Genomic DNA, 13,153 nt, shown 5'->3' on the forward strand with positions numbered 1-13,153 from the left:
TACGGCGCTGAGCCGGGGGGGGTGGGAGTTCGCGGAGTGGGCGCGGTGAGGAGCGTAGCGGCTGCGTAGCGTGCGTGGGGCTGTTAGAGCCTGATGAGGTAGACGGTGGGTGGGCGGCCGGTTCGGCCGTGTTGTTGGGTGCCGGTGGGGGCGGCTAGGCCGGCTCGTTCTAGGCGTTTGAGGACTCGGCGGGCGGTGCGGAGTTGGACGGCTAGGTGGTCGGCTACGTCCTGGGTGGTGAGGCCGTCGGGGAGGGTGGCGGTCAGTTCTCGCATGCGCGCGAGGGTTTGGGTGTTGAGGCCTACTCGACGGGCCAGCAGGGGGAGGCTGTCGCGCCCAGGCGTGGCGTGGGTTGGGTTGGGGCCGGGGGTGGGTTCGATGACGATTTCCACGTCGTCGGACATGGAGATCACGCCGGCGACGGTGCCGATGGAAGCCGCTCGGCTGGTGGCTCGGCGGGCCAGGGCCTCGGCTTCGGCGGCCGTGCGGCCTACGCCGAAGCCGACGTACGCGGTGGGGTGGCGGGCGGATAGCACGTCCAACAGCGGGAGCCGGGTGAACTGGTCGGTCGCCTGCTCCAAGAGGCCGCGTGTAGTGACGACCAGGTAGCGCCCGTCGGACAGCGTGGCGAGGCTGCCGCCCAGCGTGATCAGGTCGGCGGCGAGGGCGTCGTCAGGCGACGGTACGTCGATCACGCCGAGCACGACCTGCGCATCGCCGACATGCTGACCCGTCGTGGTCAGCACCAGAGCCTGCAACGTCGAGCGGATCGAGTACCGCGAGGGCGCGAGCCGCACCGACGGCATCTCGTTCTCCAGCAGATGAAACGCGGACCCCAGGCAGCTGATCGCCACCTTCGTGTCGTGCTTCTCCCGCGCCGCCCGATGAAACGCCACGATGTCGTCCGACGTCAGCCCCGGCCGGTACGGCAGCACGTGGATCTGCTCCGTCGGCAGCTTCGCCTCGATCAGCGTCTCAAGTACTTCGGACCGCCGCAGCGTGTCGATCGAGAACTGCGTGACGTTGTGCCCCAGCCGCAGCAGCTCGACCAGCGCCCGCAGCAGCGTCGCCCCGTCGTACGAGACGTACATCGCCGGCCGGTCGATCACCCCCGCCTCGGTCGCGATCGTGTACGGGACCACGCCGGTGAACAGAAACGCGTCGACCTCCGCCGCGGAGACCAGCGAGACCGCCTCGGTCTCGTGCCGGTACGGAAGCGGCTGCAGCACCGCCCCGCTCGGCGGGCCGACCGCGGTGACGCGTTCGACCAGGTCCTCGGGCCCGATGACGCCGACCGTGAGTGTCATCGGTCCATCCTGATCACGGCACTCCTTCGACGACTTCTGGTCTGGCCCTCAACTCGGAGGATAGCGCAGCAGCCGCAAAGGTCTTGACGTTCCGGCCCAACTCATTTAATTTCGGTCAAGACCACAATTGCCGGCAACCCGGGCAACGGTGTGTGGAGCGACGGAGGGAGCGTTCCACGCCCCGCGTCCCCACCCGGGTGCGGCGACCCGCGGACTACGGCGTGGAATTGGGAGACACGCCCTAGGTGGTGAGCTCCTCGAGGCAGCGCACCACCGCGGCGCGCTCGCTCGCCGGCAGGTCGGGTCCGTACGGGTCGTGGGCGGCCTCGGCGGGCACCAGCCCTTCCCACTCGGCCGCCCAGAGCATCCGCTGTACGTACCCCTCGATCGGCGCGTAGAAGGTCGCCGCAGCGAACCGGTCCAGCCGCTCGGATGCGGCCAGGAAGCCACCGTGGTCGCCCGACGTCCAAGCACGCAGTACGTCGACCGACAACGAGACCTGTGCCGCCGCAATGCCCACCAGGGCCGTGTCAGCGCCCCACATGAACGACGGACCATACATGCGGTCCTCGCCGGTGATGAGCAGCTTGCCGGAGGAGCGGCCGGCCGACAGGGCGTCCTGACACCCGATGGCCCGGTCCAGCGTCGCCGTCTTCACCCCGAGCATCGCGTCCAGCGCCAGCAGGTCCCGGATCAACGCCGGCGGGTACGGATACCCACCAGCCTCGCCGTGCAGGTAGAAACCGACCAGCGGCAGCCCGCTCTCCAAGGCGACCCGCTCGTGCAGCGCGACGGCCTGGGCGTGTCCGTCCGGCAGCGCCGCGAGCCCCGCCAGCGGGTAGACCATCACAGCGTCCGCACCACCATCAGCAGCCTGCCGCGCCATCGCCACGGTCGCGTCAGCGGCCTCAGCGAGCGAGTGCGCCGCCGAAGACCGTGGTACGCCGACCCCCGCAACCACCGGCAACGAAGTAGCCTGCCGCCACGTCGCCAGCACCCGAGCCCGGTCGCCCGCCGACAGGTACAGCCCACGCCCCGTGTGCGCCCACACCGCGAGCCCACCGATCGGCCCCGAAGCCAAAGCACTCGCATAAGAACCCAGAGCGTCGTAAGCGACGACTCCGGAAGCGTCCATCGGAGTGGCAACGGCCGGCAGCACAGTGCCACGGAGCTGCGAGACCAACGCGTGCATCCTGACCCCTCTCAGACCTCGTGCCCGAGCCCCGGGCCCTGCGGTACGTCGATCCACCCGTCGCAGTCGGCGAACACGGACGGTGCCAGCGGGTCCTCGTCGACCATCAGCGGCCCGACCAGGTCAGCCGCGACGGTGGCACCGGGGACGGCCGCGGCCAGGTGTACGGCGGCCAGCGTCGCCACGCCCAGCTCCGGCATCGAGCCTACCTTCACCGCCAGCCCCGCCGCCTCCGCGACGTTGGCGATCTGCAGCGCGCGGTGCAGCCCGCCGACCTTGAGGATCTTGATGTTCAGTACGTCGGCCGCTCCGCGCCGCGCGATCTCCATGGCGTCGTGCAGCGAGTGCATGCTCTCGTCGACCATCAGCCGTACGTCGAGACGCTCGCGGAGCCGGACGAGCCCGGTCAGGTCCCAGCGCGGCAGCGGCTGCTCGAGAAGCGTCATGCCGGCATCGGTCATCTTGGCCAGGTACGGCAGCGCGGTCGTGGCGTCGTACCCCTCGTTGGCGTCCAGGCACAGCTCGGCGTCGGCGGGGATGGCGTCCCGGACGGCGCGGATCAGCTCCAGGTCCTTGGCCGGGTCCTGGCCGCCCTTGACCTTCAGGTGCCGGAACCCGCGACCGGCGTACTCCGCGGCCTCGGCAGCCATCTCGTCGAGCGTCCCGAGGCCGACGACCCAGGTGGTCTGCACGCGGTCGCGCACACTGCCACCGAGGACGGCATGCACCGGCCAGCCGCTGATCCTCCCGGCCAGGTCGTAAAGGGCAATGTCCAGACCGGCCTTGGCCACCGACTGACCGCGCAGTACGGCGTCCATCACCACGTGCGCACCGGCTCGGTCCAGCGGGTCGCGGCCGATCAGGGCCGGGGCCAGGTGGTCCTCGATGGCAGCGGTGACGCCCGCGAGCGTCTCACCGGTGTACGCCGTCATCGGTGACGTCTCGCCGATCCCGATCGCGCCGTCCGCGGTGTGCACCTCGACCACCAGGCTGACCAGCTCGGTGCTGATCCCGCTGCTGATCTGGAACGGCCGGAGGTACCGCGCGCTCACCACCCGGGTCTTGATCGCGCTGACGGCCCGGGCGGCGGGTGAGCCGGGGAAGGCGACAGGTTCGTCAGATGCAACACTCATTCCGGCTCCTCAGGTCGCAATCTGAGCTAAAACCATTTACGGTCAAGACCGTAAATACCGCGAGTGCTCTCTGTCAACGGAAGGTGGCACACCGATGCGGCTGGGTCTCTATCTGAACCTCTACGGCACCCCGGACGAGCGCCCGCGGCTGGCGGACGCGGTCGAGCAGGCGCGACTGGCCGAGCAGGCCGGATTCGACTGGATCGTGCTCGGCGAGCGGCACCTGCACCGGCCCGGGTACCACGAGATCCTCACCTCGATGACCTGGCTGGCGGCGCACACGTCGACGATCGGAATCGCGACCGCGGGCATCGTCGTACCGCTCTACGACCCGGTCCTGCTCGCGGAGACGCTGGCGCACCTCGACGTCCTGTCCGGCGGCCGGCTGACGGCCGGGTTTGTGCTCGGGTACCGCCCGGAGGAGTTCGCGCTGTACGGCGTGACGCAGGCCGAGCGGGTCCGCCGGTTCGAGGACGGGCTGGAGATCCTGACCCGCTTGTGGACCGAGGAGGAGGTGACGTACGACGGCAAGTTCACCAGCATCAGCGAGGCGTACCTCTCGCCCCGCCCGGTGCAGAGCCCACGCCCGCGGATCTGGAACGGCGGCCGCGTGTCCGCCGTACTCGAGCGCACGGCCCGGATGTGCGACGGCTGGACCACGTCCTTCAACGAGCTCGACGCCGACCTGCCGGCGAAGATCGCGGAGTACCTGGCGTACCCTCGCGGCCCGCAAAGCCTCGGCCAGGAGGTCATCCTCTGCCGCGAGGGGTACTGCGCTCCGACGACCCAGGCCGCCCGCGCCGCGCTGGAGGAGCCGCTCCGCGACCTGTACGACGCGTACACCGGTTGGAAGCGCACCTCCACCGACGTCTCCCGCTACACCCAGGGTTGGGACGACATCACCAACCGCAGCGTCATCGGCTCCCAGGCCGAGTGCGCCGAGCGCCTGGCCCAGTACGACGCCATGGGCGCCAACGGGATCATTCTCCGCCTCCAGCCGCCCGGCATGCCCCAGGCCGACGCCCTCAAGTCGATCGAGGCCTTCGGGGCGCTGCTCTAACCGGCCCGGAGTCGTAGCCTGCCGTCAGGAGGTGGGCGGATGGCGGTCTTCTGGGCGGTAGTACTGGCGCGCTTCGCCCTGCCGCTGCTGATCCTCCGGTACCCGCTGCCGGCGATTGTCGGGTGCCTGCTGCTCGACGGAGTGGATGAGACGATCTTCCAGATCTTCGGTGTGGTGCCGTCGAACTACCAGAGCTACGACAAGGCGATGGACACGTTCTACCTGTCGATCGCGTACCTGGCGAGCTTGCGGAACTGGCAAAGCCCGCCGGCGTCCCAGATCTCGCGGTTCCTGTTCTACTACCGGCAGGTCGGGGTGGTGCTGTTCGAGCTCACCGGGCTGCGGTTCCTGCTACTCGTGTTCCCGAACACGTTCGAGTACTTCTTCATCGCCTACGAGGGCGTGCGGAGCCGGCGGAACCCGCTGCGCTACGGGATGCGGTTCTGGATCAAGGTCGCGGCCGGGATCTGGATCTTCGTCAAGCTGCCGCAGGAGACCTGGATCCACATCCTCGAGCTGGACGTGACCGACACGATCCGGGACGTCTCGTGGTTCCTGCCGGCGCTGATCGCGGCCCTGCTCGTGCTGGCGGCGGTGCTGTGGTTCGTGGTCCGGCCGCGGCTCCGGCCGCCCGACTGGCAGCTCAGGCTGCGCGCCGACCGGCTGCCGGTGGAGATGGACGAGGCCAGCGAGCGCGCGGCGTACCGGGCGGCGCACAACCGGGTGATCGACGGGGCGGCCCTGGAGAAGATCGTGCTGATCGGGCTGACCAGCGTGATCTACGGGAGCGTGCTGCCGGGCGTTCAGGTCAGCGGTGTCCAGCTTTTCGCGGGCATCGCGGTGTTCGTGGTGCTGAACTCGGCGATCGGCCTGTGGGGCGCGCGCCGCGGCTACGGCTGGGACTCCGCCGTACTCTCGTTCGTCACCGTCCTGCTGACCAACGTCCTCCTGGTCGTCGTGGCCGACGTCCTGCTGGCGCGGGGCAACCGCGCCCTGCCGCTGACCGACACCCTGTTCTTCATCTTCCTGGTCAGCATCCTGACCATGCTGTACGACCGCTACCACCCGGTGCGCGAGTACCGCGCGCTGCACTCAGGCCTTGAGGCCGGACATGGCGATGCTGTCGGTCAGGTACCGCTGCAGGAGGCCGAAGACCAGCAGGCTGGGGACGACCGTGATGGTCGCACCGGCCATCACCTCGTTGATGGGGACGGCCTGCGTCTGCAGGGTGGCCAGGCCGACGGTGAGGGTCTGCATCTTGCCGGACTGGCCGATGACGAGCGGCCAGAGGAAGTCGTTCCAGTGCCAGAGGAAGACGAAGATGCCGAGCGTCGCTAGCACCGGACGGATCAGCGGCAGCACGATCGTGGTGAAGATCCGCCACTCCGGGGCGCCGTCGATCTCGGCGGCCTCGAAGAGCTCGTCCGGGAGCTGGCTGATGAACTGGCGCATCAGGAACACGGCCTGCGAGTTGGCCAGCGTCGGGACGATCAGGCCCCAGTAGCTGTCCACCCAGTCCAGCCGCGAGACCAGGATGTACGACGGGATCAGCGTCGCCTGGAACGGGACCATCAGCGTGGCCAGGAAGGCCCAGAACATGATCTCCCGGCCGGGGAACTTCTTCTTCGCGAACGCGTACCCGGCCATCGACGAGAACAGCAGCACGCAGACGACGGAGACGAGCGAATAGAGCAGCGAGTTGACCGTCCAGCGCGGGATGTCCGAGCTGGCGAGCACGTGGGAGAAGTTCTCCAGGCTGAAGTTGGCCGGGTTCAGCGCGTCGGGGAAGATCTGGCCGCTCGGCGGGGTGAAGGCGACCAGGACCATGGCCACGAACGGGACGACGGTGACGATCGCGGTCAGGGCGAGCAGCGTCGGCAGGGTGAGGCGGGCGACCGGGCGGCGGCCGGCGGCGCGGGACTCGGTCAGCTCTTTGACCGGCGGGCGGTCGAGCACGTTGACCATCAGGCGTCCCTTCCGACCAGGCGTCGCTGGACGAGCGAGACGATCAGGACGATCAGGAACAGCACCAGGCCGATCGCGCTGGCGTAGCCGAAGTCGAAGTACTTGAACCCGCTGTCGTACAGGAAGTACACGAGCGAGTAGCTGGAGCGGACCGGGCCGCCGCCGGTCATCACGTACATCGCGTCGAAGACCTGGAATGCGCCGATGGTCTCGATCACGAGCACGAAGAACAGGATCGGGCGGAGCTGCGGAAGCGTGATGAAGCGGAACCGCTGCCAGCTGCCGGCGCCGTCGATCATGGCGGCTTCGAGGTACGACTTCGGGACGGCCTGGAGGCCGGCCAGCAGGATCAGCATCGAGTAGCCGAAGCCCTTCCAGGCGGAGGTGACCGCGATGGACGGGAGCACGGTGCCGGACTGGCCGAGGAAGTCGACCGGGCCGAGGTTCACCAGGCCGAGGGCGGCGTTGAGGAGGCCGTCCTGGGCGTTGTAGATCCATTTCCAGATGACGGCGGCGAGGACGATGCTCGTCACGTACGGCAGGAAGAAGACACCACGGAAGAAGCCGCGCTGCCAGACGGCCTGGTGGAGCAGCATGGCGGTCCCGAGCGACAGCAGCACGGTGAGCGGGACGAAGATCACGGTGTAGAGCAGGGTGACCAGCAACGCCTCGTGGAAGATGCTGTCCTGCACCAGCCGTGTGTAGTTGTCGAGGGCAATGAAATCCCATTTACCACTCAACCGGTAGTCCGTGAGGCTGAGCAGAAAAGCCCCGACCACCGGCAGAAACCTGAACAGCAGGAACAGCACCAGCATCGGTGCGACGAACAACAACCCGACCCAAGGACGCCGCCGTAACCCACGCCGCAATGGCCCGCGCCGCCCCGGCCGGCCGGACACGGATCCCGCCCGATCCGTGTCCGGGGACTGGCTGGGGTTGGTCAACGTTGTCTCGCGAGCAGGTCATTGGACTGTTTGGCGGCGTCGTTGAGGGCCTGCTGAGGTTGCTTCTTGCCGGTGAGGACAGCCTGGATCTCGGTGGCGAGGAGCGACATGATCTGGCGAGCGGCCGGGTTGGGCTCACCGGGTACGGCGTACTGGAGCGCGTCGGCGAACTTCTGCGCGGTCGCGTCGGCCGGCTTCACCGCGGTGTCGGTGCGGGGGGAGAAGAACCCGGACGCCTTGCTCAGCGCGTCGAGCTGGGCCGGCTGGATCATGAACGACAGGAACTTCTTCCCCGCGTCCGTGTTCGCCGACGCCGCGTTCAGCACCAGCCCGCCGGGGATGCCGTAACCGGCCTGCTTCTTCCCGGTCAGCGGCGCGCCGATCTCGACGTTCCCGGCACCCCACGTCTTCGCGACCGTCGCCGCATCGGCCGCCGTGTTCGTGAACCCCATCGCGACCTGGCCCTTGCCCATCGGCTGGTCGGCGAGCACGTTCCCGTTGGTCAGCGCACTCCTCGGAATCGCATCCTCGTCCCACAGCGTCTTCAGGAACGTCAGCGCGTCCACCCCCGGCGGCTGGTTGAACGCGACCGACTTGCCGTCGTCCGCGAACACCTTGCCACCGGCCTGCCAGAGCAGCGGGTAGAAGTTCAGGTTCAGCGTGGCCTCCGGCGAGGCCGAGTAGTCCAGCGTGGAGAACCCGGCCGCCTTCAGCTTCGGCGCCGCGGTCTTGATCTCGTCCCAGGTCTCCGGCGGCTTGCTGATCCCGGCCTTGGTCAGCGCCGTCTTGTTGTACATCGTCGTGGTGACGGTGTGATAGATCGGTACGCCGTACACCTTGCCGTCGACGGTCAGCCCCGGAATCGCCGCCGGCAGGAACTTGTCCTTCTCCGGCGCCACCACGTCGTCGACCGGCGTGAGCGACCCGTTCGCGACGTACTGCGGGATCTGGTCCGGGATCATCAGCAGGACGTCCGGGCCCTTCTTGCCGGAGAACGCGGCCGAGACCTTCTCCTCGCGCTTGGCCCACGGCTGCGCCTCGATCTTGAGGTCGATGCCCGAGTTGGCCGCCTCGAAGTCGGTCTCGACCTCCTTCCAGTACGCGTCGCTGGCCGCCTGGTCGGCGATCACCGGGTACATCCAGAGCGTGACGCTCTTCTTCGCCGACGAGCCGGAGTCGCTGCCCCCGCAGGAACCGAGCGCGGCGGCCAGCACGAGTGCCGTGAGTGGTGCCGCGATGCGGCGGACGGACGATTTCATCGCACCCCCAGGGTGTCGGACTTCGCAGCCGACCGAATAACGGTCAGGCCCGAAAGTAGCGAGAACGAATTTATGGTGTCAACGACTGATATCAATCCGGAACAGTTCGGGACCGTTGGTCATCACCAGCTGGTGGTCGTTGCGGACCGCCAGCCGCCGGTGCGGGTGTTCGAGGAACAGCGCCGGAGTGGCCTTGCTGCCCGGCGCGATCCGGTAGATCTTGTTCTGGTCGATGCTCACGTAGACGGCGTCCCGGGTGGCCACGACGTCGCCGCTCGACGACGTCGTCCCGAGCGTGAAGGACTTCTTCACCTTGCCGCTGTCCGGGGCCAGGGCGAAGACCGTCTTGCCGGCAACGCCCCACAGCAGCCCGTCCGGCCCGATCACGACCGACGACACGGTGGCCGCCTTCGGTACCGGCACGACCTCCCAGAGCTTCTTCTTCCTGGCCACGTCCCACGCGAATACTGTGCCCGCTTCCCGGGTCGGAGGAGTGGTCACCAGACCACCCGCGATCGAGGTTCCGCCGTACACGATGCCGCACTGCGCCGTCACTCCGTAGACGCTTTCGTCCTGCACAATGTTGCGATATTTCTCCGACGTACCTGTCCTCGGGTCATAAATCACCAGCGCGCCGCCGAGCCGGTCGCCGTCCGGGACGGTGCCGACGGCGATCTTGCCGTTCACCTCGGCCAGCGCGCGGGCGCGGGTCTGGAACAGGTCCGGCTTGAGGTTGAGCCGCTGCGTCGGGTTGTCCGGAGTGCCGGGCGGGCCGGGTGAGTACTCCGGGCTGCTCCAGGGCTTCGTGGTGTCGTAGGCATACAGCCGCGCCTCCGGGTACGCGCCGATCCAGAGCATCCCGTCGGAACCCTCCAGCAACGCCTCGACCTGGGAGAACCGGTTGAAGGTGGCCTGGCCGGTGCTCGGGTCGACGACCGCGACGCCGCCGTTGAGGAAGCCGCCGGTGTAGATCTTGTCCTTGCCGCCGGCGACGGCCAGGATGTCGATCGGCTCCCGCCGGACCTTGGTCTGGAAGATCTCGGACTTCCCGGTCTGCGGGTTGTACCGGAACTCCTCGCCGCGCCAGAGCGTGCCGACCACGCTGGTCCCGGGGTAGTCCGGCAGGCCGAGGTCGGCGTACCCGATCGCGCGCGCGTTCTGGATCCGGCCGGTGAAGGTCAGCCCGGTCCCGGTCAGGGTCTTGGTGGCCGGGTCGTACTTCTTCAGCTCGCTCGCCTGGATCAGGTACAGCGATCCGTCGGCGCCGATCGGGGAGATGTCCAGCCCGTGCTCGTTCGGGATCTCGTCGACCCAGGTCCGCGACGCGATGTCCCAGACGTACATCGGGCCGGGGAACGCGGTGCTGACCCGGGTGTACACGCGGCCGCCGCGAACGTTCAGGTCGTAGACGACCTTGTCCTTCGGGTCACCCATCGCCGGTGGTGCCGGGATCTCGGTGATCGCGCCGGTGGCGACGTCGATCTCGGAGAAGTACGCGTCCGGCTCGGTGCCGGTGTAGAGCTTGCCTGCCGCGTAGTCGATGCTCTTCACGTAGCCTTGGCCGGCCTTGATCGTGCCGTAGTCGCGGACCGCGCCGGTCTCGTGGTCGTAACGGAACACGCGGCCGTGCGGATACGTCCCGCCGTACACGTTGCCCTGCTCGTCCACGGTGATCCGGAGGATGAACGTCTCGGTGGGGAGGGGCCGGCCCAGGTCCTCGACGGTGCTCGAGCCCGGTCGCAACCGATAGAGGTGCCCGTTGTAGTAGGTCCCGGCGTAGATCGTCCCGTCCGGCGCCGCGGCGACCGCGTAGCTGCCGTCGCCGCCGGGCAGCTCCGCCGAGAGCAGGCTGTCGCCGGTGGCCGGGTCGATGGCGTTCAAGTGCGCCGGCGCGCCGCTGGAGGCGTTCCAGATCGCGGTTTTCCCGTTCGGGCCGGGAGCGACGGTGCCGCCGATCAGCAGTACGTCGGAGAGCGGAACGCCGAGCGAGGTGACCGTCGGCGTCGGCGGCTTCGGCTGTGTCGGCTGAGTCGGCTTGGCGTCGGCGGTTGTCGAGAGGGTGGTGACGAGCAGGGCGGCGAGTGCCACCGCGACGAACGAACGAGCTGATCGCATGCGATGCCTCCGGGAGCCTATTTACGGTCCTGTCCGAAAGTGAAGCGCTCGCGGCAGCACGAAGTCAACGGCTGGGCACTATTTGCCACTACTGGCACGGCAGGCGATGGTTACGGCCTCGGCCGTTAAGCCTTCGGGATCAACGCCAGCAGCTCGGTCAGCTGGGCGCGGGTGGTCGCGAAGTAGCTGTCCTTGCGGTGCAGCGCCCGGTGGAACGCCGCCAGCTCCTCGGCCGAGATGGTGTTCGAGAACGTGCTGATCTCGGTCAGGTCGAGCCGCCGGTTGAACAGGTGCACGGTGTCCCGCCACCGGTGCAGCAGGCCGACCAGCTCGGCGTCGCGGCGCAGGCCGAGCGCGCCGGAGACCAGCGCCAGATCGACCGCGGACACGACCAGCCGCGGGTACACCTGGCGAGCGGTCGGCACGGCCGGCGAGAACCGCGGGTCGTCGAGCAGCCTGCTGTTCTCGTTCAGCTCGTCGACAACGGCCCGCAGTACTTCGGTACGCCGCTCTGCCTCGGCCGTGAGCCGCTCCACGAAGATGCCGGTGAGGCCGGCGACCAGCGTGAGCGAGTTGACCGCCGGCTCCCAGCGCGAGTTGCCGGGCCAGAAGAACCAGATCACGCCGAGGACGAAGGCCAGCCCGAGCAGTCCGTAGGTGACCGCGCTGACGACGGTCCGGCCGGCCAGTCGGGTCATACCGACCAGATGTCGTCGGCCAGCGAGTGCGCACCCTCGCCGGCCGCCTCCGGTGCCAGCAGGAGCAGCTCCAGACCGAACGGGTTCGGCCGGCGGGTGTAGCGGAACTGGGACTGGATCGCCTCGACCGGTGTCAGCTTGCACGCCTCGGTGAGCCGCTTCAGCCGGTCGGTGGAGTACTTGCGGGTGGTGTAGAGCCGGATGGTGTCGCCGATCGGCAGCACGACCTCGGTGTGGTCGGGCAGGCCCATCCGGATCTCGGCGTTGGTGTCGTTCTGCCAGAGGATCTTCACCAGCAGCGCGTCGTTGTCCTCGACCTCGCCGATGAACTTCACCCGCTCGTTGTCGATCTTCAGGTCGGTGTTGTAGCGCAGGGCGCTGGTGACGAACTCGGCGAAGGCTCTGGTCTGGTGGTACTCGTCCGCGGCCGCGTCGGCGGTGGCCTGGTCCAGCCGGGTGGTGCTCGCGACCTCGAGCAGCAGCCGGTCCTGCGGACGCAGGGCGCCGGTGATGGTGCTGAGCAGCTCCTCGTCGTTCTCGAAGTTGGCCAGCGTGTTGCCGGTCAGCGTGAACAGGACCGGCTCGTCGCCGATCAGTTTCCCCAGCATCTGGCCGAGTTGCTTCACGTTGTCGGCGATCGAGAAGTCGAGCTGGACCGGGAGCACCTGCGAGATCGGGAAGCCGGCGCCGCGGACCGACTCCAGCGAGCCCATCCGGAGCATCTCCGAGCTCATGTCCACCGGGATGTAGAACATGTCCTTCTTCCGGCGCCGCAGGTCGCCGACGATGGTCCGGTCCTTCACGCCGGTGCCGATGCCCAGGCTGACCAGGTGGAAGCCGCCGTTCTCGACGTGCGGCCGGACCTTGCGCCAGTGCCGCAGGAACGACTCGGTGCCGGCCTTCATGACCAGGTAGAAGGGGTCGTTCGTCGCGTTCGCCCAGGCGATCGTCGGGCCGATCCCCCAGTAGGAGAAGCCGGAGGTGATCTGCTTGCCGTCACCGGTGGCCGAGACCGGGCCGCGTAGGTCGCCGGTGAGCGTCGCGAGCTTGTCGGTCTGGTCCTCGCCCACGATCAGCAGCGACCAGACGAAGTCGTCGTCCGCGAGCGCCTGCTCGAGCTTCCGGACCACCGGTACCGGCTCTGTCACGTCCCCACCCCTCACCTGGTGAGACGTCAGGTTACCGGTTGCCGACGCGGGGTGCCCGTCAGATCGGAGTGACCGCGTCCGCCTCGCGGCCCTTGGGCCCGTCGACGATCTGGAACTCGACCTGCTGGCCGTCCTCGAGCGTCTTGTAGCCGTCGGAGACGATCTTGCTCCAGTGCACGAACACGTCGTCGACCTCCTGCCCGTCGACGGCGAGGAAGCCGTACCCCTTGTCGGCGTTGAACCACTTCACGGTGCCGCGCACCATCAAACTCCTAGACCACGGGGCCCACTACCCGGACCCCTCGGGACATCGCGGTCAACAAGCCTAACCG

At 68.4% G+C, this 13,153-nt stretch carries 11 protein-coding genes; 1 reads left to right on the forward strand and 10 read right to left on the reverse strand.

The window, feature by feature from the left end:
• Window positions 1–83: 83 nt before the first annotated feature.
• The 3 genes from AB0E69_RS34505 to AB0E69_RS34515 all read right to left on the reverse strand — a co-directional run bounded on the left by AB0E69_RS34505 (window position 84) and on the right by AB0E69_RS34515 (window position 3,632).
• Window positions 84–1,307 carry a hypothetical protein gene (locus tag AB0E69_RS34505; RefSeq protein ID WP_360156067.1) on the reverse strand — a complete coding sequence of 408 codons (1,224 nt, stop codon included), beginning with the start codon at window positions 1,305–1,307 and terminating at the stop codon, window positions 84–86.
• A gap of 241 nt (window positions 1,308–1,548) precedes the next feature.
• Window positions 1,549–2,499, reverse strand: coding sequence for a dihydrodipicolinate synthase family protein (locus AB0E69_RS34510; protein ID WP_360156070.1), 951 nt, complete (start codon window positions 2,497–2,499; stop codon window positions 1,549–1,551).
• Between the two features lie 11 nt (window positions 2,500–2,510).
• Window positions 2,511–3,632: an enolase C-terminal domain-like protein gene (locus tag AB0E69_RS34515; protein WP_360156073.1), complete on the reverse strand. Its 1,122-nt coding sequence runs from the start codon at window positions 3,630–3,632 to the stop codon at window positions 2,511–2,513.
• Window positions 3,633–3,726: 94 nt separating this feature from the next.
• Here AB0E69_RS34515 and AB0E69_RS34520 point away from each other — a divergent pair, with 94 nt between their 5' ends.
• A complete protein-coding gene (locus AB0E69_RS34520; RefSeq protein ID WP_360156076.1) occupies window positions 3,727–4,692 on the forward strand; it encodes an LLM class flavin-dependent oxidoreductase in 966 nt (321 codons plus the stop codon).
• A 1,092-nt stretch (window positions 4,693–5,784) separates the two neighbouring features.
• Here the strand turns inward: AB0E69_RS34520 and AB0E69_RS34525 are convergent.
• The 7 genes from AB0E69_RS34525 to AB0E69_RS34555 form a co-directional block, all read right to left on the reverse strand.
• Window positions 5,785–6,657 carry a carbohydrate ABC transporter permease gene (locus AB0E69_RS34525; protein ID WP_360156079.1) on the reverse strand — a complete coding sequence of 291 codons (873 nt, stop codon included), beginning with the start codon at window positions 6,655–6,657 and terminating at the stop codon, window positions 5,785–5,787.
• On the reverse strand, window positions 6,657–7,487 hold the full coding sequence (locus tag AB0E69_RS34530; RefSeq protein ID WP_360156082.1) for a sugar ABC transporter permease: 831 nt from the start codon (window positions 7,485–7,487) through the stop codon (window positions 6,657–6,659). Before AB0E69_RS34530 ends, AB0E69_RS34525 begins: the two co-directional genes overlap by 1 nt.
• Before the next feature lie 110 nt (window positions 7,488–7,597).
• Window positions 7,598–8,860, reverse strand: coding sequence for an extracellular solute-binding protein (locus AB0E69_RS34535; protein WP_360156085.1), 1,263 nt, complete (start codon window positions 8,858–8,860; stop codon window positions 7,598–7,600).
• 78 nt (window positions 8,861–8,938) lie between these two features.
• On the reverse strand, window positions 8,939–10,975 hold the full coding sequence (locus AB0E69_RS34540) for a hypothetical protein (RefSeq protein ID WP_360156088.1): 2,037 nt from the start codon (window positions 10,973–10,975) through the stop codon (window positions 8,939–8,941).
• 125 nt (window positions 10,976–11,100) lie between these two features.
• Window positions 11,101–11,673, reverse strand: coding sequence for a hypothetical protein (locus AB0E69_RS34545; protein WP_360156091.1), 573 nt, complete (start codon window positions 11,671–11,673; stop codon window positions 11,101–11,103).
• On the reverse strand, window positions 11,670–12,821 hold the full coding sequence (locus AB0E69_RS34550) for an L-histidine N(alpha)-methyltransferase (protein WP_360156094.1): 1,152 nt from the start codon (window positions 12,819–12,821) through the stop codon (window positions 11,670–11,672). The genes AB0E69_RS34545 and AB0E69_RS34550 overlap by 4 nt, the downstream gene beginning before the upstream one ends.
• Before the next feature lie 58 nt (window positions 12,822–12,879).
• Complete coding sequence (locus tag AB0E69_RS34555) at window positions 12,880–13,086, reverse strand: cold shock domain-containing protein (RefSeq protein WP_360156097.1); 207 nt, start codon at window positions 13,084–13,086, stop codon at window positions 12,880–12,882.
• Window positions 13,087–13,153: the final 67 nt, after the last annotated feature.

The sequence above is a fragment of the Kribbella sp. NPDC026611 genome (assembly GCF_040638345.1).
Lineage (GTDB): Bacteria > Actinomycetota > Actinomycetes > Propionibacteriales > Kribbellaceae > Kribbella.